This window comes from Leclercia sp. M50 (assembly GCF_037150775.1).
Lineage (GTDB): Bacteria > Pseudomonadota > Gammaproteobacteria > Enterobacterales > Enterobacteriaceae > Enterobacter.
The window spans coordinates 1-25,417 of record NZ_JBBCPK010000070.1 but is presented as its reverse complement, the minus strand read 5'-3'; the positions used below and the strand labels follow the sequence as shown (position 1 = coordinate 25,417).

At 57.3% G+C, this 25,417-nt stretch carries 27 protein-coding genes; 11 read left to right on the top strand and 16 right to left on the bottom strand.

Features of this window, described 5'->3' with window-relative positions; all coding sequences use genetic code 11:
• Together WFM46_RS16780 and WFM46_RS16775 are read left to right on the top strand one after the other, a co-directional pair.
• Positions 1 to 698, top strand: a 698-nt coding sequence (locus WFM46_RS16780) for an MFS transporter (RefSeq protein ID WP_336998070.1), incomplete at its 5' end; no start/stop codon positions are given.
• Positions 698 to 1,510: a Cof-type HAD-IIB family hydrolase gene (locus WFM46_RS16775; protein WP_336998069.1), complete on the top strand. Its 813-nt coding sequence runs from the start codon at positions 698 to 700 to the stop codon at positions 1,508 to 1,510. The genes WFM46_RS16780 and WFM46_RS16775, both read left to right, overlap by 1 nt.
• Before the next feature lie 196 nt (positions 1,511 to 1,706).
• Here the strand turns inward: WFM46_RS16775 and WFM46_RS16770 are convergent, their stop codons facing one another.
• Positions 1,707 to 2,942, bottom strand: coding sequence for an MFS transporter (locus tag WFM46_RS16770; RefSeq protein WP_336998068.1), 1,236 nt, complete (start codon positions 2,940 to 2,942; stop codon positions 1,707 to 1,709).
• Between the two features lie 167 nt (positions 2,943 to 3,109).
• On the opposite strand from WFM46_RS16770, the gene WFM46_RS16765 reads away from it, so the two are divergent.
• The 3 genes from WFM46_RS16765 to deoR all read left to right on the top strand — a co-directional run bounded on the left by WFM46_RS16765 (position 3,110) and on the right by deoR (position 5,280).
• The gene (locus WFM46_RS16765) at positions 3,110 to 3,838 is read left to right on the top strand and encodes a phosphatase PAP2 family protein (RefSeq protein ID WP_336998067.1); all 729 of its coding nucleotides are present in this window, start codon (positions 3,110 to 3,112) and stop codon (positions 3,836 to 3,838) included.
• 7 nt (positions 3,839 to 3,845) lie between these two features.
• On the top strand, positions 3,846 to 4,454 hold the full coding sequence (ybjG, locus tag WFM46_RS16760) for an undecaprenyl-diphosphate phosphatase (RefSeq protein WP_156654169.1): 609 nt from the start codon (positions 3,846 to 3,848) through the stop codon (positions 4,452 to 4,454).
• Between the two features lie 67 nt (positions 4,455 to 4,521).
• The gene (gene deoR / locus WFM46_RS16755) at positions 4,522 to 5,280 is read left to right on the top strand and encodes a DNA-binding transcriptional repressor DeoR (protein ID WP_103823460.1); all 759 of its coding nucleotides are present in this window, start codon (positions 4,522 to 4,524) and stop codon (positions 5,278 to 5,280) included.
• 107 nt (positions 5,281 to 5,387) lie between these two features.
• Here the strand turns inward: deoR and dacC are convergent, their stop codons facing one another.
• Positions 5,388 to 6,593 (bottom strand): serine-type D-Ala-D-Ala carboxypeptidase, encoded by a 1,206-nt coding sequence (gene dacC, locus WFM46_RS16750; protein WP_103178834.1) that lies wholly within the window; start codon positions 6,591 to 6,593, stop codon positions 5,388 to 5,390.
• A 256-nt stretch (positions 6,594 to 6,849) separates the two neighbouring features.
• Here dacC and WFM46_RS16745 point away from each other — a divergent pair, with 256 nt between their 5' ends.
• Positions 6,850 to 7,476: a glutathione S-transferase family protein gene (locus tag WFM46_RS16745; RefSeq protein ID WP_336998066.1), complete on the top strand. Its 627-nt coding sequence runs from the start codon at positions 6,850 to 6,852 to the stop codon at positions 7,474 to 7,476.
• Between the two features lies 1 nt (position 7,477).
• On the opposite strand, the gene WFM46_RS16740 is transcribed toward WFM46_RS16745, so the two are convergent.
• Together WFM46_RS16740 and bssR are read right to left on the bottom strand one after the other, a co-directional pair.
• Positions 7,478 to 8,596: a PQQ-dependent sugar dehydrogenase gene (locus tag WFM46_RS16740; protein ID WP_336998065.1), complete on the bottom strand. Its 1,119-nt coding sequence runs from the start codon at positions 8,594 to 8,596 to the stop codon at positions 7,478 to 7,480.
• Positions 8,597 to 8,700: 104 nt separating this feature from the next.
• On the bottom strand, positions 8,701 to 9,084 hold the full coding sequence (bssR, locus tag WFM46_RS16735) for a biofilm formation regulator BssR (protein ID WP_103178831.1): 384 nt from the start codon (positions 9,082 to 9,084) through the stop codon (positions 8,701 to 8,703).
• Positions 9,085 to 9,379: 295 nt separating this feature from the next.
• Here bssR and rimO point away from each other — a divergent pair, with 295 nt between their 5' ends.
• Positions 9,380 to 10,705 (top strand): 30S ribosomal protein S12 methylthiotransferase RimO, encoded by a 1,326-nt coding sequence (rimO, locus tag WFM46_RS16730; RefSeq protein ID WP_301563679.1) that lies wholly within the window; start codon positions 9,380 to 9,382, stop codon positions 10,703 to 10,705.
• 51 nt (positions 10,706 to 10,756) lie between these two features.
• Here rimO and WFM46_RS16725 read toward each other — a convergent pair whose 3' ends face one another.
• The 7 genes from WFM46_RS16725 to WFM46_RS16695 form a co-directional block, all read right to left on the bottom strand.
• Positions 10,757 to 11,767, bottom strand: coding sequence for an SIS domain-containing protein (locus tag WFM46_RS16725; protein ID WP_336998064.1), 1,011 nt, complete (start codon positions 11,765 to 11,767; stop codon positions 10,757 to 10,759).
• Positions 11,768 to 11,780: 13 nt separating this feature from the next.
• On the bottom strand, positions 11,781 to 12,842 hold the full coding sequence (locus tag WFM46_RS16720; RefSeq protein ID WP_336998063.1) for an SIS domain-containing protein: 1,062 nt from the start codon (positions 12,840 to 12,842) through the stop codon (positions 11,781 to 11,783).
• Between the two features lie 12 nt (positions 12,843 to 12,854).
• Positions 12,855 to 13,700 carry a PTS system mannose/fructose/sorbose family transporter subunit IID gene (locus WFM46_RS16715; protein WP_114387587.1) on the bottom strand — a complete coding sequence of 282 codons (846 nt, stop codon included), beginning with the start codon at positions 13,698 to 13,700 and terminating at the stop codon, positions 12,855 to 12,857.
• Positions 13,681 to 14,457 carry a PTS mannose/fructose/sorbose/N-acetylgalactosamine transporter subunit IIC gene (locus WFM46_RS16710; protein ID WP_156654160.1) on the bottom strand — a complete coding sequence of 259 codons (777 nt, stop codon included), beginning with the start codon at positions 14,455 to 14,457 and terminating at the stop codon, positions 13,681 to 13,683. Before WFM46_RS16710 ends, WFM46_RS16715 begins: the two co-directional genes overlap by 20 nt.
• Positions 14,458 to 14,473: 16 nt before the next feature.
• Positions 14,474 to 14,944, bottom strand: coding sequence for a PTS sugar transporter subunit IIB (locus WFM46_RS16705; RefSeq protein WP_114387589.1), 471 nt, complete (start codon positions 14,942 to 14,944; stop codon positions 14,474 to 14,476).
• A 15-nt stretch (positions 14,945 to 14,959) separates the two neighbouring features.
• Complete coding sequence (locus WFM46_RS16700; RefSeq protein WP_103178824.1) at positions 14,960 to 15,382, bottom strand: PTS sugar transporter subunit IIA; 423 nt, start codon at positions 15,380 to 15,382, stop codon at positions 14,960 to 14,962.
• A gap of 105 nt (positions 15,383 to 15,487) precedes the next feature.
• Positions 15,488 to 18,250 (bottom strand): sigma 54-interacting transcriptional regulator, encoded by a 2,763-nt coding sequence (locus WFM46_RS16695; RefSeq protein WP_336998062.1) that lies wholly within the window; start codon positions 18,248 to 18,250, stop codon positions 15,488 to 15,490.
• 318 nt (positions 18,251 to 18,568) lie between these two features.
• On the opposite strand from WFM46_RS16695, the gene WFM46_RS16690 reads away from it, so the two are divergent.
• Both WFM46_RS16690 and WFM46_RS16685 read left to right on the top strand, forming a co-directional pair.
• Positions 18,569 to 19,132 (top strand): hypothetical protein, encoded by a 564-nt coding sequence (locus WFM46_RS16690; protein ID WP_159339241.1) that lies wholly within the window; start codon positions 18,569 to 18,571, stop codon positions 19,130 to 19,132.
• Positions 19,133 to 19,212: 80 nt separating this feature from the next.
• Positions 19,213 to 19,386: a hypothetical protein gene (locus WFM46_RS16685; protein WP_168192009.1), complete on the top strand. Its 174-nt coding sequence runs from the start codon at positions 19,213 to 19,215 to the stop codon at positions 19,384 to 19,386.
• 57 nt (positions 19,387 to 19,443) lie between these two features.
• Here the strand turns inward: WFM46_RS16685 and WFM46_RS16680 are convergent, their stop codons facing one another.
• Entirely contained in the window at positions 19,444 to 19,881 is a 438-nt protein-coding gene (locus WFM46_RS16680) for a GNAT family N-acetyltransferase (protein ID WP_336998061.1), read from the bottom strand.
• Between the two features lie 149 nt (positions 19,882 to 20,030).
• On the opposite strand from WFM46_RS16680, the gene WFM46_RS16675 reads away from it, so the two are divergent.
• Together WFM46_RS16675 and WFM46_RS16670 are read left to right on the top strand one after the other, a co-directional pair.
• On the top strand, positions 20,031 to 20,708 hold the full coding sequence (locus WFM46_RS16675; RefSeq protein WP_336998060.1) for a type 1 glutamine amidotransferase domain-containing protein: 678 nt from the start codon (positions 20,031 to 20,033) through the stop codon (positions 20,706 to 20,708).
• Positions 20,709 to 20,817: 109 nt separating this feature from the next.
• Positions 20,818 to 21,558, top strand: a complete 741-nt coding sequence (locus WFM46_RS16670; protein WP_159339243.1) for a nitroreductase family protein — start codon at positions 20,818 to 20,820, stop codon at positions 21,556 to 21,558.
• A gap of 106 nt (positions 21,559 to 21,664) precedes the next feature.
• Here WFM46_RS16670 and gsiD read toward each other — a convergent pair whose 3' ends face one another.
• The 4 genes from gsiD to WFM46_RS16650 all read right to left on the bottom strand — a co-directional run.
• Positions 21,665 to 22,576: a glutathione ABC transporter permease GsiD gene (gene gsiD / locus WFM46_RS16665; RefSeq protein WP_103178818.1), complete on the bottom strand. Its 912-nt coding sequence runs from the start codon at positions 22,574 to 22,576 to the stop codon at positions 21,665 to 21,667.
• Between the two features lies 1 nt (position 22,577).
• Positions 22,578 to 23,498 (bottom strand): glutathione ABC transporter permease GsiC, encoded by a 921-nt coding sequence (gene gsiC, locus WFM46_RS16660; RefSeq protein WP_336998059.1) that lies wholly within the window; start codon positions 23,496 to 23,498, stop codon positions 22,578 to 22,580.
• Between the two features lie 47 nt (positions 23,499 to 23,545).
• A complete protein-coding gene (gsiB, locus tag WFM46_RS16655; RefSeq protein ID WP_336998058.1) occupies positions 23,546 to 25,084 on the bottom strand; it encodes a glutathione ABC transporter substrate-binding protein GsiB in 1,539 nt (512 codons plus the stop codon).
• Positions 25,085 to 25,116: 32 nt separating this feature from the next.
• A partial coding sequence (locus tag WFM46_RS16650; protein ID WP_336998057.1) for an oligopeptide/dipeptide ABC transporter ATP-binding protein occupies positions 25,117 to 25,417 on the bottom strand: 301 nt, incomplete at its 5' end.

Sequence of the window (25,417 nt, the reverse complement as noted above, 5' to 3'; positions counted from 1 at the left end):
ATACTTTGCTGGCGGCGCTGGTCTGTATCGCCCCGGTACTGCTGGGGATCACCGCCATCCCGGATGGCAACGGCAAGAACCAGGCCGGTGAGAGCAAAAAGGGTGAGAAAGGCGTGCCGTTTTATCGCGATATGCAGCTGATGCTGATTGGCGTGGTGGTCCTGGCGATGGCCTTTGCCGAAGGCTCTGCAAACGACTGGCTACCGCTGCTGATGGTGGACGGCCACGGGTTCAGCCCCACCTCCGGCTCGCTGATTTACGCCGGGTTTACGCTCGGTATGACCGTCGGTCGCTTTACCGGCGGCTGGTTTATCGACCGCTACAGCCGCGTGACGGTGGTCCGCGCCAGCGCCCTGCTGGGCGGGCTGGGTATTGCATTGATTATTTTTGTTGATGTCGACTGGGTGGCCGGCGTGTCGGTGATCCTGTGGGGACTTGGCGCTTCGCTCGGCTTCCCGCTCACCATCTCGGCAGCCAGCGATACCGGCCCGGATGCGCCAGGGCGTGTCAGCGTGGTCGCCACCACCGGCTATCTCGCCTTCCTGGTGGGCCCGCCGCTGCTGGGCTTCCTCGGGGAGCACTATGGCTTACGCAGCGCAATGATGGTGGTACTGGGCTTAGTGATCATTGCCGCCCTGGTCGCCCGGGCGGTCGCTAAACCGGCGTCGCAGAGTGAATCTGTCATGGAGAATGGATAATGAGCGTTAAGATGATTGCGGTTGATATGGATGGCACCTTCCTGAACGATGCGAAGGAGTACAATCGCGCGCGCTTTCTGCGCCAGTATGCGCAAATGAAGGAGCGTGGCATACGGTTTGTGGTCGCCAGCGGTAACCAGTACTACCAGCTGATCTCCTTTTTCCCGGAGATAGCCGATGAGATCGCCTTCGTCGCTGAAAACGGCGGCTGGGTGGTGAATGCCGGAGAGGATATTTATAACGGCGAGCTGACCCAGGCGCAGTTCGCCACCGTCGCAGAGTTTCTCTGTTCCATCCCGGAAGTGGAAGTGATCGCCTGCGGGAAAGGCAGCGCCTATACCCTCAAGCATTATGGCGAAGCGTTCCACGACGTTGCCGCGAAGTATTATCACCGCCTGGAAAAGGTAGATAACTTCGACAACTTTAACGATATCTTCTTTAAATTCGGGCTGAATCTGCCGGATGAGGCGATCCCGCGTATCCAGGAGATGATCCACGACAAACTGAGCGATATTATGGTGCCGGTGACCACCGGCTACGGCAATATCGACCTTATCCTGCCGGGGATCCACAAGGCCAACGGCCTGCGTCTGCTTCAGGAGCTGTGGGGCATTGATGACAGCGAAGTGGTCGCCTTTGGCGACAGCGGTAATGACATGGAGATGCTGAGCCAGGCCGGGTTTAGTTTTGCGATGGCAAACGCCCGGGATCACATCAAGGCGGTTGCCCGCTATGAAGCACCGAATAATAACGACGAAGGGGTGCTGGAGGTGATTGACCGCGTGTTGAAGCGGGAAGCGCCGTTCAATTAAGGCCCCGCCCGGCGGCGCTTCGCTTGCACGGGCCTACGATTTTGTAGGCCGGGTAAGCGCAGCGCCACCCGGCAAAAATGCGAGCACAGTGCCTATGCCCGGCGGCGCTTCGCTTGCGCAGGCCTACGGGTTCGCAGGTCTTGTAGGCCGGGTAAGGCTAAGCCGCCACCCGGCAAAATGCGGGCACCATGCCCGCTTAATCCGGTTGTAACGAACTGCCTACCCGCTTGTCTTTCAGGAAGACAAACATCAGCGCCAGCCACAGCAGGCCGTTTACCAGATTAAACAGGCTGAACAGCCCGTTGCCGCCGCTGCTGAAGGCGTGTTTGCTCACCTCAATGCCCACGGTAAAGATCAGCATCTGTAACATGCCCATCGCCGCCGACACCGTCCCTTTGCTCACCTCGCTGGCAAACAGCGTCAGGCGCACCAGGCCGGCGTTTGCCAGCCCAATACCAAACGCGTAGATGCTGAGTCCGGCGGTCATCCACAGGTAAGCGTGCGATGAGACGACCGTCGCCACCGCGGCCACCACCAGCCCAATCACGATCGGCCAGCCGCCCATAATAATCAGCGAGCGCACGGTACGGCGCGAGGTCAAACGGGCCAGCACGATATTACCCACAATCAGCGCACCAAAAATCGGCACCTGCAGCAGGCCATATTCGTAGCTGCTGAGGTTTTCGCCGCTGATGATGATCACCGGCGACTGGGCGATCCACGCCAGCAGCGGCAGGCAGACAAAGCCAATCGCCAGCGCCCCGGCCACAAAGCGACCGTTTTTCAGCACCTCTTTATAGTCGCGCCCCAGCTCCTGCAGTGAGAGCTTTTCGCCGATGCGGGTAGCCGTTTCGGGCATCGCCCGGTGCAGACCATAAAACGAGATGGCGGCCAACACGGCAAACAGCACAAACATCCCCTCCCATGGCGCGACGTGCACCCACGCCGCCCCTACCAGGGGGCCCAGCAGCGGCGCAATCAGCGCCACGTTAGCCATCAGGGCGGTGATTTTGATGCACACCGCCTCCTCAAACGACTCCTGGATGGCGGCGTACCCGACCGCGCCGATAAAGCACAGGCTGACCCCCTGTAAAAAACGCAGCACCATAAACTGCTCGATGGTTTGCGCCAGCAGGGTCGCCAGACAGGTGACGATAAACCACGCCACCCCGGTGAGCATCACCGGACGACGGCCAATACGGTCCGACAGCGGGCCGAGCAGCCACTGTAAAAACATCCCCCCCGCCAGGTAAGCGGTCATGGAGGTTGGCACCCACTCGATCCCGGCGTTGTACTGCGCCACCACGGCGAGCATGCCGGGCTGGATCATATCGTTACCGATATAGGTGGAGAATTCGTAAAGCACCAGGCACAGGGGGAACAACAACGCCTGACGCCCCAGGCGAGTGCCAGAAGAAGAAAGGTTTAACATGGAGTCTCAATATCCGATAAAAAATCGCGCAGAGTGTAATGAAATGGCCGCGCCAGCGATAGCAGATTCACTCAGCAGTTCAGAAATAACGCACAAATCGCCGTCGTTTAAGGTTTCCTTAAGTTGGCATCCGTATGCTTAGGCTTTTCCAGTCATTGACCTTAATTATGACACAGATTTCCTCCGCTTCAGAATTGTCTAAGTTAAAGAGTTCTAAGACAAAACCTCTTTACCCTTTGCCGGTACGTTTTTATGTTAACCAGTTCATTGTGCTGCTGGTGCTGGCCGCGGTTTTTACCTGGCTTTCGCGGGATGAAACCCTCGACAGGGTGCTGACCGGCTACTGGTTTGATGCGGCGAGCCAACGCTTTCCGCTGCAGCAGAACGCGCTGCTCGATCTGCTCAATCATCGACTGGCGAAATACCTGACCATCACTCTGGCCGCCGGGATGCTGCTGTACGGTATCTGGCGACGCAACGCTCAGTGGGTGACCGGGGCGTTGCTGATGGGGCTTGGCACGGCGGTGGTGGGCATACTGAAAGCCACCAGCCATCACAGCTGCCCCTGGGACCTGGTGGAGTACGGCGGCAAAGCGCTGTCCTATCCCCTGTTTGACGCCGCCCCTGCCGGCAGCGGCCCCGGGCGCTGTTTTCCGGGCGGGCACGCCTCAAGCGGCTTTATGGTGATGGGGCTGTTCTTCGCCTTCTGGCGTGAACGTCCGCGCCTGGCCTGGGGAATGGTCGCTGCGGGTATCGTGCTCGGGCTGGGGATGGGCTATGGCCAGGTGATGCGCGGTGCACATTTCTTCTCCCATAACCTGTGGGCAGGCTGGTGGGTGTGGTTTTCTCAGGTGGTGGCCTATGGCCTGGTGTCCGCCTGGTTTGCAAAAGAGTAACGAGGATATGTTAGAAGATCTGAACTACGGACTGTTTCATCTGATTAATGCCACCCCTGCTTCAGCGGAGTGGAGCATTAATCTCGCCACCTTTGTGGCGAAAGACCTGATCAGCATCGTGCCGGCGCTGATTGCGATCCTCTGGCTATGGGGACCGCGCAAACAGGTGGGTGCCCAGCGCCAGCTGGTGATTAAAATTGCCATGGCGCTGGTGATCAGCCTGGCAGCGTCGTGGCTGCTGGGGCATCTCTTCCCTCATGACCGCCCGTTTGTCGATCGTGTCGGCTATAACTTCCTGCCTCACGCCGCAGACGACTCCTTCCCGAGCGATCACGGCACCGTCATTTTCACCTTTGCGCTGGCGTTCCTGTTCTGGCACCGCGTCTGGTCGGGCATCGTCTTAATGATGGTAGCCTGCGCTGTCGCCTGGTCCCGCGTCTATCTTGGCGTGCACTGGCCGATGGATATGCTGGGCGGGCTGATGGTCGGCTTGCTGGGCTGCCTGAGCGCGCAGATCCTCTGGAATCTGTGCGGTGACGTTATCTATCAACGTCTTTCGCAGCTTCACCGCTTCTGCTTTGCCCTGCCTATCCGTAAAGGCTGGATACGTGACTAAGTCGGGTTTAGCGAGTTAAACTTGAGCCCCCGGCGTAACGGGGGTTCATTTTTGGCTCCGAGGACCTATGGAAACACGACGTGACGAACGGCTGGCTCAACTGATTAATGCGCTTAAGCGCAGCGATAAATTGCATCTGAAAGAAGCCGCCGCGCTGCTGGGTGTCTCTGAGATGACCATTCGACGGGATCTCAACAGTGAAAGCGGCCCCGTAGTGCTGCTTGGCGGCTATATCGTCCTCGAACCCCGCAGCGCCAGCCACTATCTGCTGAGCGATCAAAAGACCCGTCTGGTGGAAGAGAAGCGCAAAGCCGCGCGTCTGGCCGCCTCGCTGGTGCAGCCGCATCAAACGCTCTTTTTCGATTGCGGTACCACTACCCCCTGGATCATCGAAGCCATTGATAACGACCTGCCCTTTACCGGCGTCTGCTACTCCCTGAATACGTTCCTCGCCCTGCAGGAAAAACCGGGTTGCCGGGTGATCCTCTGCGGCGGCGAGTTCCACGCCAGCAATGCCATTTTCAAACCGCTCAATCTGCAGGACACGCTTAATAATCTCTGCCCGGATATCGCCTTTTACTCCGCGGCGGGTGTGCATGTCCGTCAGGGCGCAACCTGCTTTAATCTGGATGAACTGCCGGTAAAACAGTGGGCGATGAGCATGGCTCAGTACCATGTGCTGGTGGTGGATCACAGCAAGATAGGCAAAGTGCGCCCGGCGAGAATGGGCGAACTGACCTGTTTTGATGCCATCGTGAGCGACTGCCGTCCGGATGAGGAATTGGTTGCTTATGCTAAGGCGCAGCAGATAAAGCTGATGTATTGAGTGGGGTTTAATGCCTGGCGGCGCTGCGCTTGCACGGGCCTACGATTCAGGCGTTTGGGCTGTTCGTAGGCCGGGTAAGGCGAAGCCGCTACCCGGCGCTGTTTTATTTACTTAAACCAACCCCCAAACCATTCGTGGAATTTCATCATGACGAAATCCCACATCCGGCCAAAGAAGCCCCCCTCTTCCACCGCCTCCATCACAATCAGCGGACGCTGTTCGATGGATTTGCCGTTCAGCTGGAAGTCGATGGTGCCGACCACTTGGCCTTTCTTCAGCGGCGCAGTGAGCTGTTTGTCGGTGAGGGTGTAGCTGGCCTTCAGGTTTTTCAGCTGGCCGCGCGGAATGGTCACGGAACCGCTCTCCCCGGCGCCGAGTTTAACCTCGCTCTTGTCGCCAAACCAGACGCGCTGGCTGACAAACGTCGCATCCGGCTTGATAGGGGTAACAGTTTCGAAGAAGCGGAAGCCCCAGGTCAGCAGTTTTTCCGACTCGTTAAAGCGGATGCGGTCGGTTTTGGTGCCCAGCACCACTGAGATCAGACGCATATCGCCCTGGGTCGCCGACGCCACGAGGTTGTAGCCAGCCCCCGCCGTGGTTCCGGTTTTCATCCCGTCAACGTTAAGGTTGCTGCTCCAGAGGAGGCGGTTACGGTTCGGCTGGCGGATTTTGTTGAAAGTAAACTCTTTCTCTTTGTGGATCGCATACTCTTCCGGCACGTCATGAATCAGTGCCTTACCGAGCAGGGCCATATCGCGGGCGGTACTGAACTGGCCCGGCGCATCCAGACCGTGAACGGTTTTAAAGGTGGTGTTGGTGAGGCCCAGTCGCTGGGCATAACCATTCATCAAACCAATAAAAGAATCCTGACTGCCGGCCACATAATCGGCCAGCGCGATACAGGCATCATTTCCTGACTGAATGATTACCCCTTTGTTCAGGTCAGAAACCGCCACCTGATCGCCAGGCTTCAGGAACATGACCGAGGAGCCGCGCAGCGCCGGGTTACCGGTCGCCCAGGCATCTTTACCGATGGTCACCATGTCGGTGAGCTTGATTTTTCCCGCTTTCAGCGCCTGCCCTACCACGTAGCTGGTCATGATTTTGGTCAGGCTTGCAGGATCAAGTTTCTCGTCTGCGTTGCCCTCGGCCAGCACTTTACCGCTGGCGTAGTCCATCAGTATCCAGGCGCGCGCATCAACCGGCGGTGCCTCTGGCGCCGCCTGTTCCGCTGCGTACAGCGAAGGTGCAAAAAGGACCAGCAGCGCACTACCTGCTACCAGACCACGTAAATAAGAAGTTTTTCGCATCATGTTGCCACCCGAATGTCCATTCCAAAAATCACGTCATACCGCCGTGTCGCAAGAAACGTTGATTAATAACGTACTAATGGCTTTAAAAAAACTAAAACCTGGTAAACTTTTTTAAAGTTTACGCAATTACAATCCGATACGCTTTGACCCCATCGATTTTTTTCGCCTCTGTTGCGTATTTGTCAGGTTTATCCCAACATGGAAGCCCTACACACGGATCTCATCCTGATATCGGCTTTAATTATAAGGGGTTATTATGATTACTTTGTGGGGCCGGAACAATTCAACGAACGTCAAAAAGGTGCTCTGGACGCTGGAAGAGCTCGATTTACCCTTCAACCAGATCATGGCGGGAATGCAGTACGGGGTAAATAAAGAGGCGGAGTATCTGGCGATGAATCCCAATGGCCTGGTACCGCTGCTGCGCGATGACGAAACCGATCTGACGCTGTGGGAGTCCAACGCCATCGTGCGCTACCTTGCGGCGCAGTACGGGCAGAACAGGCTGTGGATCGATGCCCCTGCGAAGCGTGCCGTGGGTGAGAAGTGGATGGACTGGGCTAACCAGACGCTCTCGCCCGCCCACCGGGTGATCCTGATGGGGCTGGTGAGAACCCCGGAAGCCGAACGTAACTATGCGGCGATTAACGCAGCAAAAGAGAGCTGCGAATCCCTGTTCGCCATGCTGGATGAGGCTCTTGCGACACAACCGTGGCTGTCGGGCGATGCGTTTAGCGTGGGGGATATCGCCGTCGCACCGTTTGTCTGGAACCTCACCAACGTTGATCTTGAGTGGACGCCGCGCCCCAATCTGGCGCGCTGGCTGACCAACCTGAGCGAGCGACCGGCATACCGCAACGTGGTGATGATTCCGGTCAGCTAAGCTATGTCCCGGACGGGCTGACCTTCAACAGCTGCCCGTCCGACTCATCGGTCAGCACGTATAAATAGCCATCCGGCCCGACCCGCACATCGCGCACCCGCTGATTGCGATCCCCCAGAATACGCCCCTCTTCCGTCACGCGATTGCCGTTAACGTTCAGCACAATCACATCTTTGTCTTTCAGCGCGCCGATAAAGAGTTTGTTCTTCCACTGCGGGAAAACATCGCTGTTGTAGAAGGCCATGCCGCTGAGGGCCGGGGACTGCTTCCAGACAAACAGCGGCGGCTCGGTGCCCTCCACCTGTTCACCCTTCGCTTCCGGTATCGGCAATCCGCTGTAGTTGATGCCGTGCGTCGCCAGCGGCCAGCCGTAGTTTTTGCCCTTTTCCGGAATGTTGATTTCATCGCCGCCGCGTGGGCCGTGCTCATTAAGCCACAGCGTATCGCTCCACGGGTTCATCGCTAACCCCTGCGGGTTACGAATGCCGTAAGACCAGATCTCGGGTCGTGCGCCCTGGCGGTTTACGAACGGATTATCGTCCGGTACGGCACCCTGGTCGGTGAGGCGCACCACTTTGCCCTGCAGCTTGTCCAGATCCTGGGCGGTGGGCCGCTGATTATTCTCCCCCAGGGCGATATAGAGATAGCCTTTCCCGTCGAACACCAGCCGGCCACCAAAGTGATTGCCGGTGGAGAGTTTTGGCTGCTGGCGGAAGATTACCTTGAAGCCCTCCAGCCGGGTATTGTCGTCGCTGAGACGGCCATACCCTACCGCGGTGCCCGCTTTACCGTCATCCCCCGCTTCGGCATAGCTCAGCCAGACCCGACGCGACGTGGCAAAATCAGGGGCCAGCGCCACGTCAAGCAACCCGCCCTGGCCGTTAGCCCAGACCTTTGGCACGCCGACGATGGGATCGGAGAGTCCTTTGCCCGCCTGCCAGCGCTTAAGCTGCCCGCCTTTCAGGGTGATCAACATCCCCTGATCTTCCGGCAGGAACGCCAGCGCCCACGGATGATCGAGTTTATTTTGCAGTACCGAAACCTTCACGTCGGCTGACGCGGCAAACAGCGAGGCAGAGATCAGTAACAATGGCAGGGAAATAAGCGAGGATCGACGCATAATGCACTCCTTTACAAGGTATGACTTAAAGGTAGCCACTCAGCGCAGGGGCATTATCACTTTTACAAAAGCTTAAGCAGTTGGGGGAGTTGCCTCCCCCGGGGTCAGCTCCGAATCAGCGGTGTATGCGATTTCAGATACTGGATGCAGAGAGTGAGATCGTTCAGACAGCTTTCCAGCTTCTCTGCGTTGACGGCGATGAACGTCGGGCAATCATGGTTGCCGGTCATCATACAGACGCCTGCGGTGGTGAGCGAACCGGCGGCACGATAGAGCATCGCCTGCTCCTCAGCATTGCAGTGCGCCCTCAGTTCAGGCGCTTTTTCACGCATGTAAGTACAAAGTTCAAAGAAATTGTCACGCAGATGGTCGCTTTCGCTGACTGACATATACCCCTTCGCTTTCCTTAACTGCAGATAGGCCGCGAGATCGATTCGGGCGTTGATCATCTTGTTAAGAAGATCGCGTTTTAGTCTGTCAACGGACATGCTTTTTTCCCCCCTTGTCAGCCTTAGTACACTCTTAGATTATGTCTATTTTTTGCGCAGTTTAATGCGTCAGGTCAATAATCCACGGCGGATGACTGACATTTACAATGTTAAATTGTCCCGGATGGATATCGCCAAAAACAGGCGGACCCGCAGGCGCTTAAATCCTTATTCTTCTTCCGGTGCGCAATATCAGGCTACCTGCGTCTGCCGCTGCATAGATCGCTATAAATTCGCCGCGGAAATCTGTACAATCCCTGCCCTGATAACTCCATAACTGACTACTTTTTAATCTATGAGCAATGTTACGCACCAGCCGAAAATCGGCTTCGTCTCTCTGGGCTGCCCGAAAAACCTGGTGGATTCCGAACGTATCCTGACCGAGCTTCGCACCGAAGGCTATGACGTGGTACCAAGCTACGACAACGCCGATATGGTGATCGTTAACACCTGCGGCTTTATCGACAGCGCCGTACAGGAGTCTCTGGAAGCCATCGGTGAAGCACTCACCGAAAACGGCAAGGTGATTGTCACCGGTTGCCTGGGTGCCAAAGTCGATCAGATCCGCGAAGTCCACCCTAAGGTGCTGGAAATCACCGGTCCGCACAGCTACGAGCAGGTGCTGGAACATGTGCACCACTACGTGCCAAAACCAAAGCACAACCCGTTCCTGAGCCTGGTGCCAGAGCAGGGCGTGAAGCTCACCCCGCGTCACTACGCGTACTTAAAAATTTCCGAAGGCTGCAACCATCGCTGCACCTTCTGCATTATCCCGTCGATGCGTGGCGATCTGGTGAGCCGTCCGATTGGCGAAGTGCTGGCCGAAGCCAAACGTCTGGCCGATGCGGGCGTAAAAGAGCTGCTGGTGATCTCTCAGGATACCTCCGCCTACGGCGTGGACGTGAAGCACCGTGCCGGCTTCCACAACGGCGAGCCGGTGAAAACCAGCATGGTCGGCCTGTGCGAACAGCTCTCTAAGCTCGGCATCTGGACGCGTCTGCACTACGTCTACCCTTACCCGCACGTGGACGACGTGATCCCGCTGATGGCGGAAGGCAAAATCCTGCCGTATCTGGATATCCCGCTGCAGCACGCCAGCCCGCGCATCCTGAAGCTGATGAAGCGTCCCGGCTCCGTTGACCGCCAGCTGGCGCGCATCAAGCAGTGGCGTGAAATCTGTCCGGATCTGACCCTGCGCTCCACCTTTATCGTCGGCTTCCCGGGTGAAACCGAAGAAGACTTCCAGATGCTGCTCGACTTCCTGAAAGAAGCGCGTCTGGATCGCGTGGGTTGCTTCAAGTACAGCCCGGTTGAAGGCGCGACCGCCAACGAACTGGCGGATCAGGTGCCGGAAGAGATCAAAGAAGAGCGCTGGAACCGCTTCATGCAGCTGCAACAGCAGATCTCTGCTGAACGTCTGCAGGAGAAAGTGGGCCGCGAAATTCTGGTGATCATCGACGAAGTGGATGAAGAAGGCGCCATTGGCCGCAGCATGGCCGACGCCCCGGAAATCGACGGTGCGGTCTACCTGAACGGTGAAACGAAGGTGAAACCGGGCGATATCGTGCGCGTGAAGGTTGAAAATGCTGACGAATATGACCTGTGGGGCAGCCGGGTTTAATCACACAGCTACATAGATTAAGGGGACGTCACGTCCCCTTTTTTATTGTGATTAATACTCAAACTGCCGGTAATAACGGCGGATATCCAGACTGTGGCCGGTGTAATGCTCGAAGTGGGCGGCAAGACGGTCCACCAGCAGGGTTGAGATGACGCACGGCGCCAGCAGCCAGCGGAACGCATCGTCAATGCCCGCCAGGGTGTAATCACGCGGATCAAACACCACCAGATTATCGGTAATTTTCGCCGCGAAACGCTCGACGCGGTCGTCCAGCGCCCGGCATTTGCCCTCGCCCTTCACCAGGAACAGCGGCACCTCTTTCTCCAGCAGCTCCAGCGTGCCGTGGAAAAACTCCGCAGACGAAACCGATTTGGTGCGCTTCCACTGCATCTCCTCCAGAATGCACATCGAGAAGAGATAGACTTCGCCCCACATCTCCGCGCCGCCAATCCACATCATATAATCGGCGGTATGGTATTTTTGCGCGATGGCATCCGCCTGCGGATCAAATTGCTTTTTGGCATTAAGGAGATTCTCAGGTAACAGCTCCAGCTGGCTGGCAAAGCGGTCGTAATCCACGAATTCCCCGTTACGATGCAGTAAGCGGAAAAATACCCAGTAGAGCAGCATATATTCATATTCCACGCCGTTCTTGTGCCGCATCGGAATATGCCAGGTGGCGGCATTCGCCAGCGGTGAGTCGCTGTTTTTGGTGATCGCCACCACGCGGATCCCCTGCGCCTTGCACCATTCGGCAATCGCCACCGACTCTTTGGTATCCCCCGATTTCGACAGCGTAATCACCACGGAATCTTTATTTAAGCGTTTATGTCCGGCATGAATTAATTCCGCCGCCTGCTCAAGGTAAACCGGCATTTCGGTTAATTCCCGGGCGAAGGCGTTAATGGCCATCATCGGTGCCAGCGATCCCCCTACCGAGGCGAAAAATAGCGTGCTGAAGCCCTGCTGATAAATATCGTCGGCGCCCTGTTCCGCCTGTTTACGCGCAGCAACAATCTCACGAGCACTGGTCAGGTACTCGTCCTGATTAAAACCTAACATAGTTGTTCTCCTGCTATATTTTGCTTTTTAAAACCCGATCGAAGTCATCGAAGATACGCACCGAGAGATCGATGCCTTTGGCGCAGGCGGTACGCCAGGCCAGAATTTGCATGGGGACAATCAACAGCAGCGGCGAGAGCAGATGCGGCAGGCCGCAGTTCAGCGTCAGGGTATTCTCCTGCTCCTCGCCCGTCAGCGTCACCAGAAACGTCTGTTTAACCGCCGGGGCCATATAGTCCCTGAGCGCCCGCAGGCGTGGGTTTGGTGCATCCTCAATAAAGAACATCACATGCTCTGCGTTGGCCTCCAGATAGGGGCCATGCATGTAGGCTTCCAGCTCAAATCCGCCGGAAGGCACCCGCACCGTTTCGGTGAACTTGGTTTCGAACTCCTTCGCCACCCCGGTCAGGGCCCCTTCGCCGATGGCAACAAAACGTGTGCCCTCCCGAAGAATGTGCTGATGGTGCGCGAAAAACGCCTCCGTGCGGGCGATGGTGTCGGGGATCGCCGTTGCAAGCTGGTGCAGCGCCTTCAGGTAGTCCTGTGCTTCCCGTTCATCAATCTGCTGTTGCGCCTGGGCAAGGGTGAGCGCAACCAGCAGCAGATTGAGCACCGTGGCGCTAAAGCCGCGGGTCACAAACCCCACCTTCTCGATCCCGGTATGGATATCCAGCACACGATCGCAGCGGCGGCCTATCGGGCTATCCGGGTCTGACGTCAGGGCGAACACCGGCAGCCCGGCGGTCTGCACTTTTTCCATCGCCGCCAGCGTCGAGGCGCTTTTTCCGCTCTGGGAGACCACCAGCACAATGTCGGTGTGCGGGTCGATGGCTTCATAATGCACAAAGTTGTACGGCTCCTTGATTTCCACCAGCAGGCCGAAGCGGTGTTCAAAGAAGTAGCGCGCGCACATCGCCGCATTGAGCGACGATCCGGTCGCCAGCACCAGCAGACGGCGTACCGGGTGCTGACGGGCAAAGGCCTCCAGCGATTCGAGATGAGCCGGATAGTGCCGGAGAATATTCTCCAGCGCCGCAGGCTGCTCCTCGATATAGGTCATCATTGTTGGTTGCATCGTTTTCTCCGCTTAAAACAGACCGATCCACGAACCCAGAATGCCCACCAGCGCCATACCGCCGATGATGGTGAGCGGTTTTACCTTGCGCCCCAGCAGCCAGTAGACAATGCCGAAGCTGATAAGCGGCAGCAGGCAGGGCATGATGTTGTCGATGATCCCCTGGACCTCGGTCTTTGCCTCTCCCGCGCCGAAGGAGATGGGGATAGTGATGTTGATCATCGAGGCGGCCATCGCCCCCACCACCATCAGCCCGATAATCGACGCCCCGTAGGTAAGGCTCTCCATCATCCCGCTCTTCTGCACCCGATGGAGCACCCCGGTGCCCAGCACGTATCCCCAGCGGGTAAAAAGCCAGCGCACCAGAATGTGCGGCACGTTAAACACCAGCAGGAACAGGATTGGCCCCAGGATGTTGCCCTGCAACGCCAGGCTGGTGCCGATCCCGGTGGCGATCAGGCGCAGCGTCCCCCAGAAGAAGGAGTCCCCCAGCCCGGCCAGCGGCCCCATCAGCGACGCCTTCACGTTGTCGATTGCCGTGCCGTCCATCTCGTTTTGCTGGCTGTTTTTCTCCTCCATCGCCGTGGTGATGCCCAGCAGCAGCGTGACGATATGCGGCGTGGTGTTGAAGAACACCAGGTGGCGTTTTAGTGCCGCCGCCAGCGCGGCCTTTTGCGGATAGAGCTTTTTCAGCACCGGGATCAGGGCATAGACGAAGGCAAGGTTCATCTGCCGCTCATAGTTCCAGGAAAACTCCATCTGGAACGACCGCCAGAACACCCGGCGCAGATCGCGGGCGTTAATCGCGTTCTCATCCTGCGTCTCGGGCAGGGTCTCTTCAGAAATCTTCGTCGTCATCAGCGACTCCTTGATCGGTCGTTGTACGGGGAGCGTTAGGGGCGGTCATATTGACCATCACCACCGCCACAATGGCACCGAGAATGGCAATACCGGTGACGGGTATTTTCAGGTACGCCATCAGGGCAAAGCCGAGGAAGAAGAACGGGGCCACTTTTTTGTTGATCAACAGCCGGGCGAGCATGGCAAAGCCCAGCGCCGGAATGATCCCCGTCGCCACGCTTAACCCGTGCTTAATAAATTCCGGGATGGCATCCAGCAATGATTTCACCGCGCTGCTGCCTACCAGGAATGACACCGTCACCACCGCCGCCAGCATTAGCGACAGACCAAACCCGGCGATAAGGTGCATCCGCTCAATACCGCCGGTATCCGCCTGTTCGGCATAGCTGTCGGCCTTCTGGCTGAGCATGGGGATAAACATGCCGAGATAGACGTTTTTCAGCACCAGCGTCAGGGTGGCGATTGGCAGGCCGAGCAGCAGCGCCGTTTCCGTTCCCGCCCCGGAGGTGATGGCGAATGCCACGCCGAGCACCCCGCCGGTGACCACGTCCGGCGGGATCGACGCCCCCACCGAAAACGAGCCGATAAACGCCAGCTCGAGCGTCGCGCCCATCACCACCCCCGTCTGCACATCGCCCAGCACCAGCCCGGTTAACAGGCCGGTGACAATGGGCCGGGAGAGCAGCGAGGTGCCGAGGGCATATTCAGACTGGGCGATAAACGCCACCAGTCCGAGTAAAAGTGCCTCTACCATAGTGAGTCCTCATGAATTACAGCGTTTCCGCTAATAACTGCTTGCGATCGTTCGGCACCTGGCGTATTTCGACTTCAATACCGTTGCCGACCAGTTGAGTAAGTTTTTCTATTTCGTCCGGCAGCAAATTAATGGCCTTAGAGATATTGCGCGCCCCCTCTTTCGCTTTAACGCCGCCAAGATTAATGCTTTTAATACCGTCCACCGCCGAAGCTAAACGCCAGGCATCGTCTACGGACTCCACAACGATAAAAAGATGATATTTATCGGTTACGCCGCTTTTAATGGCTTCAATGGAGTCGTTGATATTTTTAATCACCAGCTTCACCGCGGGCGGTTTTGCCAGCTTGATGGTCGTTTTACGTAATTCATCATTGGGCACACTGTCGTTGGCAATTAATATGCAATCCGCCCCGACATACTGGGTCCAGGAAAAGGCGACCTGTCCGTGTAATAATCGGTGGTCAACGCGTAATAACGTAATCATTATTCTTCCTCTCGATCAGAAGTCTTTATCCGCCTGCAGCGCACTGGCAATAGACTGGTTGCAATACTGAATACTCTCTCTGGAACTGAATAACGCTTCGTGAATTAATTTCTCGCTATCCTGCTCATCCGCTGAAATCAGCAAGCCGATCACCAACGGGAGATTGAGGCCTGCGATCAAATGAAAATTTGGCCGGTGCAAAAAGCGGATAAATTCGTTGTTGACGCTACCGGCAAAAATATCGGTGATCGCAATCACCTCATCCTCTTCGGGCAGGCTGGCGAGTAAGGTGTCTACCTGCTCGGTTAAATCGCGGTTCTCGTCGACGTAGGCGCAGAGCGTATGGATGTCCTGCTGCTTGCCGAGGATCAGCTCAACCGAATCGAGTAACCCGCGGGCAAAGGTGCCGTGACTGGCAAAAATGTAATGTCGTTTCATCCTGTCCTCGAAAGCTCATTCCACTGTGCAGCGATGTGCTAAACAGAGAGTGCAACCCACGTGCCAGAAAAAGTGGCGCGTGGGAGGAGAGAAGGATGGGAGGGTTTAAAACTCTTGATCTGCCTGAATAAATTCCGTATCCAGGGTCAGAATATTGTGGATATAACAGAGCTCGACGACGGGGATTTTGACACTATAACTGCTCTCAATGACACTAAAGGCCTGGCGCAGCAGCGCCAGCTCGCTTTCAGGACACTGTTGTCCGGCATAGGTGGAAGGTGACGCGTTGCGGATGAGCCGCTCGATCAGACAGCTAATGTGCACATAGAGCGCCACCTTGCGTTCGTTTGGTACCTGGTAGCCAGCCAGATGCTCATAGCGAAAGACAAACTGCTCCACCTGGTTAATCACTTTGGTGGTATCCAGAATGGTGACCGACTCAATCACCCGCCGCAGGGAGAAGTTCTTCAGCAGCAGATTGTTAATCTCGTCCACCTGCTCCTGGGTGGCAATGTCACCAAAGATGCGCATCAGCGGACGCGTCCCCTCCCCGGCAATCAGCGAATCCAGCGAGATCCACGGCACAGCGGGCACCTGTGGATCGAAGGTGCCGACAATCGCCAGTATGTCGTAGCGGTTGAAGGCCACCGTCCGCTCCTGGGGGTCGCTGAGCATCTCGTAATCGCAGGCGATCACCTCTATCCCCAGCGCCTCCGGGATGCTGGCCTTCAGCAGATGACAGAGATTGGCCGCCGCGCCGATTCCGGTGATGCAGGTGGTGAGGATCACCCGGGGTTTACTGGCCTGCGGCCAGAAGATCTGGTGCTCCACCGGTAAATCCGCGCCAACCTCCTGAGCAATCGCTTCAATGTGGTGCCCTTGCAGGATCCGCTCTCCGACATAGAGCGCCATGCTGGTGGAGACGTTATTCACAATCGCCACCGGGGTCGAGAGGCGACGCTGAAAGTGGCTATGGATAGCATTAAGCGACCCCATATCCACCAGGATCATCAGCCCGGACGTCACGGCGTTACTTTCGATGTAGTGCATGACCTGCTGGGCAATCGCCTCCGGCGTGACGTCGAGAGGCATGTCGAAGGATTCAAAAACGGTCTGTTTCAGTAAGCGGTTCGCCACGTTAGCAATACTGCTGGCGGTGGCGTAGCCGTGGGCCAGGATCACCGCCCGCGTCACCTGGGATTGACTCACCGCCCCGGCTTTATGCAGCCACAGCACCAGCAGCAGGGCATCGATGCGCTGGGCGTCGATATCGAGTTTTTGCGTCAGGGCGGCGATCATCGCCTGGCAAAAACGGTACAGCTGGGGATACTTTTGCGCCAGGAAATCATCCAGCAGACGGACACGCTCCTGGCTCAGGGCCGAGAGACCCCCATGGGCGCGATGCACAAGATAGTGGCTCAGGGCGTAGATCCCATTGCCGTTAAACTGCACGTTAAACTGCTGCTCCAGGCGGTAAAACGCCTCCCGCACCTGCTGGGTGGTGAGCTGCAACAGTGGCGAGGCGGTAGTCTCGCGATGATGGAACACCAGCCTGTCGAACAGGGTTTCGATCTCCTCCCCCATCCGCCGGTGCACATCCTCCCAGTCTGCCCGACCGGCGATCACCTCTTCGTACAGGGCCAGCACCTGACACTGGGTGTCATGGATCAACCCCTGGGTCCGGTCGTGGGCGCGGAGCAGCCACAGCAGGTTGGTCTGCGGCGCTATCGTCAGCGGCTCTTCCACCACGGGCGCATCGCTCAGCGTCGGGATGGCAGCCAGCACCTTCTCCGGCAGATCCTGAAGGGTAACGCTAATTGTCTCCTGCCCCCGCTGCCTGGCCCATGCCGCGGCGACTGCATACTTAACCACGTTTTTCAGCTCGCCCACGTTACCGCGATAAAGGACGTGGAGAAGCACCTGGCGCAGTCGGGGGGTAAGGGTCAGGGGAACATCCAGCTTCTTCGCTTCCCGCCAGAAGAACTGAAGGATCAACGCCTCTTTTTCCTGGCGGGAACGCGCGTTAAGGTCGGGCAGCGTGACCAGAATGGGAATACGCCGCAGGAAGGTGGTTAAGAAGGTGCTGTGCAGATCCTCGGTGGTGGCAAAGACCAGCCGGGTGGTGATGGGACGACCCTGGGCGGTTTCCCCCACCCGGTAGATCTCCTTGCGGTCGAGCCAGGTAAAGAGTTTCTCCTGGCCTTCGGCATTCAGGCGATGCACTTCGTCGAGAAACAGCATTCCGCCGTCGGCGGCCTCAAAGGCCCCCTGCCTGTCGGTCTGCGCGCCGGTAAAAGCCCCTTTCACATAGCCAAACAGGTTTGCCGCCAGCAGCTCCGGGTTGCTGGCGTACTGGGCGCAGTTGAAGCTGACAAAGGGTGCATCATCCGCCAGTAACCCCTGCGAGATGGCGTAGGCATGCATCAGGTTCGCCATATAGCTTTTGCCAGTGCCGCTCTCCCCGGTGATCAGCAGCGGCAGACCACCATCGGGGTAAAAGAGCGCCGTTTTCAGCTGGGCAATGGCTTTCTTCAGGCTGCCATCATGACCGATCAGCAGCGAAAAGTGATCCGGGGGCGCCTGTTCGCTGGTGCCGTCGTTAAGCAGCTGCGCAATGCTGTCGTATTCGTTACCTGACAGAGGGGAGAACTGCTGGCTGAAGGCTTTCTTGTGCAGGAAGTAGACCGGCCGGGTATTGATTTTAACCAGCTCGCCCTGCGCTACCAGCTGGTTCAGATAGTGGCTGGCGGTGTTGCGTTTGAGATCAAACCGCTCTGCCAGATAGCTGGCGGTAAAGACCTCACTCAGGTTTTGCGGGTCAAAAAAATCGGTCTGGTTGGCCAAAAAGCTCAGGATTTCATTACGCATGGCTTATCCCACAACTGGAGTGTCATGGGGATATGATGCCCGCAAACGCGCGGACGGAGGGAACGCGACGGCGGGTTATGTGCGCTTTTGTGGAGGAGTGCACAGAATGCCAGCGGGGGGAACAATGCCCAGGCCGGGTAGATTTACATCTTTTCTGAAGGCGCCTCGCAGGATTGAATTCTGCGCTATTTCCCTGCTTTAACCGTGCCTGTTTGCGGCGTAGGGTGTTTGTACGCCAATAACATTAAACCGAATCGGGTTATGACCGTTTTCCCTCACGACAACGTGAGAAGATGACAGCTAAGGAAGGCTGATGAAATGCGCAATTTATCGCTCCAGGAAATACACGAGCAGTGCCTTAACACTACCCAAAAAATCATACAGGGTTTCGGTTGGGGCAGCATTGTAGTCAGCGCGTTAAGTCAAACAGACAAAAATTATCTTCATAAAGAGAGCGATAACGCTGTTCTCAACTGGCGATGGGGGATGGAGCATTATCATGGAAGCGCCAACGATGACGGCATTTTAGATATCAGCCTAAAAAGTACGAAGGCTAACGATCCCGGCGCCCTGCATGCAGCGATAATTTGCAAATATGATGCTCGCCGGGAAGAGTTCGCCATTTGTATGCTGGAAAATCTGATAACTGATGAACACTCCGCACTTACAGGCAACGTCTTTATCATTGCACTGGTCTATTCGACAATATTTTGCAGCATGATGGAACTTGAGGATGTGGTCATAGAAAATCCATTGGAGGAGATAAAACCACGATATCGAGCATATGGGTTCTCACAAGTTTTTTACGCACCCAATAAAATGTCTTCTTCAGTAGCAGATATTCAGGCAATGATTCGACGTAAAGTGATGAGTATGACCTGACATAAAAATGGACTGTTTGTCAGGCAAAGACGACCGCTGTAAACTCAGATGCAATGGTCAAAAACTAACCGGGAGAGGTTATGATCAAGCAAAACAAAAAAATTGATTCCACCAAAGCGATGGCTGCGGCCCAACGCGCCGCAGACTTCTGGGCAACGATTGACGGCAACAAACTTGCACAAGTAGGCCAGCGTGAAAAAGAGAGGGATCTCGTGGGTCCAACAAAGAAGGCTGAATACGTCAAATTAGGCTAAGGGATTTCCTCTCATTCCAGCCCTCTCTCTAAAGAGAGGGGCTGACTATGCACCGAGTTAGATCGTAATCCGGTAGCGAACGTAATCATCCACCGTGGCCAGCTTGTCATAGAGCGCCCGGGCCGGATTGCCCTCCCGGGTCACCCAGTAGACCTTCGACCACCCCTTATTCCGGGCCTCAGCAATAATGGCTTCGATCAGCGCCCTGCCCGCCCCTTTGCCGCGCGCCGCGTCATCCACAAACAGATCTTCCAGATAACACATCGGCTGGGTTACCCAGGTGCCTTCATGCAGCACGCAGATGGCAAAGCCCACCACACCCTGTTCCGTTTCTGCCAGTCGGCAAAATAGCCCCGAATCCGGGGATAATACCCGGCGCCAGGTCGCCAGCGTCACCGCCTCATCCAGCCCGGTGCCGTAAAAATCGAGATAGCCTTGCCACAGCGTTAACCATGCTGCGTAATCTTCCGCTTTCGCTTCACGCACCTTAATCATTGATGTGATCCTTGATGTGTCTGATATCTCCCGATGATAACAAGGATTGCCCGGAAGTTGCCGTAATCATTCTGAAACTGCCCTCCCTCCGGGGATGGCTTCGCTGAACCAGGCTACCTTTATAGCTATCCACATCACCGGAGAAAACAATGAAAGTATTAATGGTTCTCACCTCTCACAGTGAACTGGGCAATACCGGCAAGAAAACCGGCTTCTGGCTGGAGGAGTTTGCCGCCCCGTATTATGTCTTCAAAGACGCGGGCGCCGATGTGGTGCTGGCGTCTCCCCAGGGTGGCCAGCCTCCTTTAGATCCCAAAAGCGATCAGCCCGATTTCCAGACCGGGATGACCGATCGCTTTAAAGCCGATCCGGCCGCGCAGCAGGCACTCGCCAACACGGTCAAACTCGACAGCGTGCGCCAGGAGGATTTCGACACTGTCTTCTATCCGGGTGGACACGGCCCGCTGTGGGATCTGGCGGAATCCCAAACCTCTATCGCGCTGATTGAAGCCTTTACCCGCGCGGGTAAACCGACCGGCTTCGTCTGTCACGCCCCGGGCGTGCTGCGCCATGTGAAAACCGCCTCTGGCGAGCCGCTGGTCAAGGGCCGCAAGGTAACTGGTTTTACCAACGGTGAAGAGGCCGACGTGGAACTGACCGACGTGGTGCCTTTCCTGGTGGAAGATGAGTTGAGCGCGCTGGGTGCGCATTACCAGAAAGGCCCGAACTGGGGCTCGTATATTGTCGAAGATGGCAAACTGATCACCGGGCAGAACCCGGCAAGCTCCGAAGAGGCGGCCAAAGCGCTGGTTGCTGCACTGCGCTAACCCCTAACCCGGCCGCTGGCCGGGCTTTTCACCTGCGTGTACCGCAAAGAGTGTTAAATGCAAAACGGTTTCAGGCTGTTAAGCTTTTGCGCTTCACACGGGAGAACGCATGAACACCATTATTGACCTGTTTAACGACCATAAAAGCGAGCGCAGCTTTACCGATCAAGCCATCGATGACACCACGCTCGAACGCATTATCAGCACTGCTTACCGTGCTCCTACCTCCGTCCATTCCCAGCAGGTGTCGGTTATTGTCACGCGCGATGCCGAAAAGCGGGCGCAAATTTCACAGATCGCCGGCGGCCAGCCGTGGATTGCCAAAGCCCCGGTGTTTATCACCTTTGTGCTGGATATGTACAAAACCGAGGTTGGCATGAAGCTGGCGGGTAACGAGCAGGTGGCGCACCAGAGTATCGAGAGCCTGGTGGCAGGCGCGACCGACGTGGGCATTGCCCTGGGCTCGGTGATGGCGGCGGCCCGTTCTGAAGGGCTGGGGATTGTGCCGATTGGCGGGATCCGTCTGAAGCCGCAAGAGCTGATTGAACTGCTTGAGCTACCGGAACACACCTTCCCGGTCGCGGGCGTGGTGATTGGTCATGTCGATGTGCCATCCCATCACAAACCGCGTCTGCCGCTGGAGACCTTCCGCCACGACGAAGCCTATGTCACCGACGGGCTGGAAGCGAAAATCACCCGCTACAACCAGCAGATGACCGAACACTGGCAGGCGATTAACCGTACCGACGGCGAAACCTGGAGTGAAAGCGTGAGCGGTTATTACCAGCACATTTACTTCCCGGACGTACTGCCAGCCCTGATTAAGCAAGGCTTCGGCGTCGACAAGTAATTCCTGCCCTTGCCCGGCGGCGCTGCGCTTGCACGGGCCTACGGGTTAAATGCCGTTTGTAGGCCGGGTAAGCGCAGCGCCACCCGGCAACAATGCCCGCACAGCGTCACCCCTTTATGCGCGGGTCCAGCGCGTCCCGCAGTCCATCACCCAACAGATTAAACGCCAGTACGGTGAGGAAGATCGCCATGCTTGGGAACAGTGCCACGTGCGGAGCAATCACCATATCGGCCCGCGCCTCGTTAAGCATCGCTCCCCACTCCGGGGTGGGCGGCTGGGCGCCTAAGCCGAGGAACGACAGGCTGGCGGCAGAGATAATTGACACCCCAATACGCATGGTGAAATAGACCACGATGGAGGAGACGGTGCCCGGCAGGATGTGATTAAACAGAATCGTGGTGTCGCTGGCGCCGATACTGCGCGCCGACTCGATAAAGGTCTGCTGTTTCAGCACCAGCGTATTGCCGCGCACCAGACGGGCGAAGGCCGGAATCGAGAAGATCGCCACGGCGATAATTACGTTAGCCATGCCGTTGCCCATCACCGCCACCACCGCAATCGCCAGCAGAATGCCGGGGAAGGCAAAGAGCACGTCGCAGATGCGCATGATAATCCGGTCCCACCAGCCTTCATAATAACCTGCCAGCAGGCCCAGCACCGTACCGATGGCCGCGCCAATCAGCACTGCAAACACCCCCGCCGCCAGCGAAATCTGCGCCCCCATCAGCACCCGGCTGAAGATATCACGCCCCAGCGAGTCCACGCCGAACCAGTGCATCATTGATGGCCCCTCGTTCAGACGGTCGTAATCGAAATAGTTTTCCGCATCGAACGGGACGATCCACGGTGCCAGTATCGCCACCAGGATCAGCATCAGCACGAACAGCCCGGCGGCGATCGCCACCGGCTGCTTGCGAAAACGTCGCCAGAATTCATGCCACGGGGTGCGGATCTGATCCGGTTTGAGCCCCGGCATCGCCTTTAACATGGCCTGCCGGCGCCAGTTTAACAGTCGCATCTTACTTATACCTGATAGCCGGATTAATGGCGGCATACAGGACATCCACCACTAAGTTGATAAGAATAAACTCCAGCGAAAAGAGCAGCACTTCCGCCTGGATCACCGGGTAGTCGCGCATGTCGACAGAATCGACCAACAGGCGCCCAAGCCCCGGCCAGTTGAAGACCTTTTCCACCACGATGGAGCCGCCGAGCAGAAAACCGAACTGTAGCCCCATCATCGTGACCACCGGGATCATCGCGTTGCGCAGGCCGTGCTTGAGGATCACCCATCTCTCGCTCACCCCCTTCGCCCGGGCGGTGCGCATATAGTCTTCATTCAGCACATCCACGAACGAGGCGCGGGTGAAGCGGGCCATCACTGCCGCCACCGCCGCGCCCAGCGTCAGCGAAGGCAGGATGTAGTGCCGCCAGCTGTCCGCACCCACGGTGGGCAGCCAGCCCAGCTCCACGGAAAAGATCTGCATCAGCAGCATCCCCATCGCAAGGGCGGGGGGGGAGAGGCCGGTCACCGCCAGCGCCATACCCAGCCGGTCCGGCCAGCGGTTACGCCACACGGCTGCCACAATCCCGGCCATCAGGCCAAACAGCACCGCCCAGGCCATGCTGGCGAGGGTCAGCCAGAAGGTGGGCATAAAGCGGCTGGCGATCTCCGCGGAAACGGGCCGACGGGAGACCATCGAGGTACCAAAATCCCCCTGCAGGACGTTGGTGATGTAGTGCCAGAACTGCCGGTAGAGCGGCTGATCCAGCCCCAGTTGCTTACGCACCAGCTCAATGACCGTGGCATCCGCTTCCGGGCCGGCAATCAGCCGCGCCGGATCGCCTGGCAGCAGATGCACAAATAAAAAGACCAGCACCGCGACAATCAGCAGCGTCGGGATCAGGCCAAGCAGGCGTTTAATCACATAATTCAGCATGCACATTCCTCTCATCCCGCAGGCGCATGCCTGCGGGAATGAGTGCTCTATTTCAGATCCGCGTCGTCAAAGCTAAAGCCGGTATCCGGCATGATGTAGAACCCGGTCAGCGCCTTGTTATGCGCCGAAACCAGTTTCTCGACCACTAACGGCACCCACGGCGACTCCTTCCAGATGGTATCCTGCGCGTCCTTATACAGTTTCGCTTTCTCTTCCGGCTGGGTGGTTTGCAGGGCATCCGTCAGATCTTTATCCACCTGCGGATTGCTGTAAAACGCGGTATTGAACAGCGTTGGCGGCCAGTTTTGCGAGGCGAACAGCGGCGACAGCGCCCAGTCGGCTTCGCCGGTAGAGGCCGACCAGCCGGTGTAGAACATCCTCACCCCGCTCTCTTTCTGTCCTTTGCCTTCCACTTCGGCGGCACGCTGTCCGGCATCCATCGCCGTCACCTGTACCTTAATGCCCACCTGCGCCAGCTGCTGCTGGGTAAATTGCAGCACCTTCTGGGCGGTGCTGTGATTGTGCGACGACCACAGGGTAGTGCTGAAGCCGTTCGGGTAGCCGGCCTCTTTCAGCAGCGCGCGCGCTTTTGTCGGATTGTATTCCCACTGATGGTACTGCTGGGAATAGGCGATGGTGGGCGGCACGACCCCGGTTGCCGGAGTGGCATAGCCCGCAAAGGCCACCTTCACCAGCGCCTCCCGGTTGATGGCGTAGTTGATCGCCTCGCGCACTTTCGGGTTATCGAACGGCTTTTGCGTCACGTTCATGCTGATGTAGCGCTGCATAATGGACGGGCTGGCGACCAGCTCCAGCTTGCTGTTTTTGCCGAGCAGCGCCGCCTGCTCATAGGGGATCGGGAAGGCAAACTGCGCTTCGCCGGTCTGTAGCATCGCCGCCCGGGTGTTGTTATCCACCACCGGACGCCAGGTGATGGTGTCCAGCTTCGGCAGCCCTTGCTGCCAGTAACCGGCAAATTTCTTCACCTTCACAAAGTCGGTCTGGTTCCAGGTCACCAGCTCATACGGCCCGGTACCCACCGGATGGAAGCCAATCTCTTTGCCATATTTTTTCAGCGCCGCCGGGGAGATCATCGCCGTGGCCGGGTGCGCCAGAATGTTGATAAAGGCGGAGAACGGTTCCTTGAGAGTGATTTTTACCGTGGTGGGATCGACGGCTTCGGTGCTGGCGATATTTTTATAGAGGTTGTAGCGCTTGAGGCTGTTGTCCGGGTTGCTGGCGCGATCGAGGTTGACCTTTACCGCTTCCGCGTTGAAGTCGGTGCCGTCCTGAAACTTCACCCCGCTGCGCAGCTTGATGGTGTAGACCAGCCCGTCGTCAGAGACGGTGTAGCTCTCGGCCAGTACGTTTTTCAGCTGCATCTCTTTATCGAGGCCGAACAGCCCCTGATAAAACGACTTCGCCACCTGCTGGGAGAGCGTGTCGTTGGCATCATAGGGATCGAGGGTCGTGAAATTGGAGGCCACCGCCACGACCACATCTTTTGCTGCGAAGGCCGGCGTGGCCGCGAGGGCCGCCGTTACGCTCGCGGCTAACAGCCATCTGCGAGCAACAAATTTTGTCATGTTCTTCTCCTGTTGTTCCCTGCTGTCTTAAGTTATAAACGCGAAAAAGCATTGTCCTGACGCGGCGGCGCGACGAAATGGCCGGGGCTGACCTCCCGCAACGCCACGCGCTCGGTGGGTTCTCCCCGCTGGCGAATGTTGCCCGGCAGCTCGTCCTGCAGCAGCACCCGTCGGGCCTGCCGGTGAGCCGGATCGGCCACCGGTACCGCCGCCATCAGTTTGCGGGTGTAAGGGTGCTGCGGATTTTCAAACACCGCCCGCCGCGGGCCAATCTCGACAATCTGCCCGAGGTACATCACCGCCACCCGGTGGCTGATGCGCTCCACCACCGCC